Origin of the sequence: Bacteroides sp. AM37-9 (assembly GCF_003603455.1) — a bacterium.
Lineage (GTDB): Bacteria > Bacteroidota > Bacteroidia > Bacteroidales > Bacteroidaceae > Bacteroides > Bacteroides xylanisolvens.
On record NZ_QTNF01000079.1, the window covers coordinates 1 to 2646 of the forward strand.

Below are 2646 nucleotides of genomic sequence, written 5' to 3' on the forward strand. Positions count from 1 at the left end.
CCTGGTTGTGAGATCATTGTTCCTAGTAAATCAAAGAAGCGTACTAATATGGGGGAAATTTTAGGATATGCCACTTCTTTCAGTTCCTTGGGTATGATGATTGCCTCTATTGCTAATTTAATCAAGAAATAACGAATACCTTTATTTATGTCTACTTTGATGGAACAAACATCTGAAAAGGAAACAAAACAGTTGCATAATAATCACAATGATGAGGAGATCGAAATCGATTTGATGGATCTTCTTCGTAAGGTTATAGGTATTCGTAAGAAGATCTATAAAGCGGCCGGTATTGGTTTGGTGATTGGGATTATTGTTGCAATAAGTATCCCTAAGCAGTACACGGTTGAAGTTACCCTTTCTCCGGAAATGGGTAATAACAAAGGTGGCGGTTTATCCGGTTTAGCTGCATCTTTTTTAGGAAGTGGGGTTACTATGGGGGATGGAACTGATGCCTTGAATGCTTCCTTATCTGCTGATATTGTTTCTTCTACTCCCTTTTTGTTGGAACTTTCTAATATGAAAGTCCCTGTATCAGGGGGTGAGGAAATCTCTTTAAGTTCTTATTTGAATGAAGAGTCATCCCCATGGTGGGGTTATGTAATCGGATTTCCTGGCATGGTAATGGGTGGAGCAAAGTCATTGTTTACAGAAAATGAGGATGAACCCATATCTTCCGATAAAGTAAGTCGGGGCGCAATTGAACTTTCAAAGAAGGAAACGGAGAAAATTGAGACTCTAAAGAAAATGATAGCTGCCGCTGTGGATAAGAAAACCTCAATGACTTCTATTTCTGTGACTTTTCAGAATCCTAAGGTTGCTGCTGTTGTTGCCGATTCTGTAGTGAAGAAATTGCAGGAATATATAATAGACTACCGTACCTTCAAGGCAAAAGAGGATTGTATTTATTTGGAGAAACTCTTCAAGGAACGTCAGCAAGAATATTATGCTGCTCAGAAGAAATATGCCGATTATCTGGATTCTCATGATAATATCATTTTGCAGAGTGTTCGTACCGAACAGGAACGTTTGCAGAATGATATGAGCCTTGCTTACCAGGTATATAGTCAGGTTGCCAGTCAGCTTCAGGTTGCCAGGGCTAAAGTTCAGGAAGAAAAACCTGTGTTTGCTGTTGTAGAACCTGCTGTTGTCCCCTTGGAACCTTCGGGGACTAGTAGAAAGGTATATGTTTTAGCTTTTATTTTCCTATCAGTTTGTATTGTAATCTCTTGGAATTTGTTCGGGAAAGATCTCTTGAATAAGTTCAAAGAAGTATGTGCCTAAAATCAATTTTTAATGTGATATGGTATCAACCACCAGTCAAATCAATAAATTTATAGAATTTGTAGCAGTTCTGGGAGATCTGATCATTCTGAATCTGGTATTGTTCTTTCTCCTTTTCTTTTGGGAAGAAGTATTTGTCTCTTTACCTTTTTCTTGTAGGGTTTCCTGGATGATGACTTCGTTAAGTCTTTGCTATCTGGCTTGTTCTGGATCCCGCGGGAGGGTTTGGGATAGTCGGGGAATTCGTCCTGACCAACTTGTGTTGCGTGTGTTGAAGAATATTATAGCTTTTTCCATTTTTTGGGCATGTATCATGACTTTTAGTGGAATCTCTATCTATTCTCCTCTTTTTTTTGTCGCTTATTTCTCTTTCCTCTTTGTCATCTTAAGTATTTATCGCATTATTATTCGTCATTTCCTGATAGTCTATTGTGCTAAGGGCAAGCATAGACGTTATGCTGTTTTTATAGGTGGGGGCAATAATATGCAGGTGTTGTATGAGGAGATGGAGAGTTCTTTAGCCTCTTCCCTATATGAGGTTGTGGGGTATTTTGATATAAAACCGGATGAAGCCTTTTCCTCCCAATGTTCCTATCTGGGTAATCCCGACGGTTTTTCAGACTTTATGTCCGCACATCCGGGAATCAAACATGTTTTTTGTTCTCTGTCGATGGAGGAAGGGCGCTATAATTTTTCTATTATGAATCATTGTGAAAACCATTTGCTTTATTTTCATGGTGTTCCTAATGTCTGTAAAGGTTTTCCTCGTCGTATCTGGCACAGTATGGTTGGCAATATGCCTATCTTGAATCTGCGTTATGAGCCTTTGGGTAAAATGGAAAATCGTATCTTGAAGCGGCTGTTCGACGTTGTTTTCTCCGGTCTTTTTCTGGTTACAGTTTTTCCTTTTGTTTATCTCATAGTTGGAAGTATTATAAAGTTGACTTCTCCCGGTCCTGTATTCTTTAAGCAAATGCGTACGGGTTTGAATGGTGTGGATTTTTTGTGTTATAAATTCCGTTCGATGAAAGTGAACGATGAAGCTAATAGCAAACAGGCTACGGTTGATGATCCCCGTAAAACTCGTTTTGGAAACTTTCTCCGTCGTTCTAATATTGACGAACTTCCTCAGTTTATCAATGTCTTTAAGGGTGATATGTCGATAGTTGGTCCCCGTCCTCATATGTTGGCTCATACGGAGACTTATGCCCGGTTGATTGATAAGTATATGGTGCGGCACTTTATAAAACCGGGGGTAACTGGTTGGGCTCAAACACATGGTTTTCGTGGTGAAACGAGAGAACTTTCACAGATGGAGGAACGTGTAAAGGCTGATATTTGGTATATGGAGCATTGGACAAT

2 protein-coding genes are annotated in these 2646 nt (G+C 39.3%); both read left to right on the top strand.

Annotation, left to right across the window (positions count from 1 at the left end):
* Nucleotides 1-147 precede the first annotated feature (147 nt).
* Complete coding sequence (locus DW862_RS25530; protein WP_074911385.1) at nucleotides 148-1284, top strand: chain-length determining protein; 1137 nt, start codon at nucleotides 148-150, stop codon at nucleotides 1282-1284.
* 19 nt (nucleotides 1285-1303) lie between these two features.
* Nucleotides 1304-2646: exopolysaccharide biosynthesis polyprenyl glycosylphosphotransferase (locus DW862_RS25535; RefSeq protein ID WP_120071148.1), on the top strand; the 1343-nt coding region annotated here is incomplete at its 3' end.

Excerpts from the sequence above, each read along its gene's own strand:
- DW862_RS25530 (WP_074911385.1), top strand. The coding sequence starts at position 148 with ATGTCTACTTTGATGGAACAAACATCTGAAAAGGAAACAAAACAGTTG.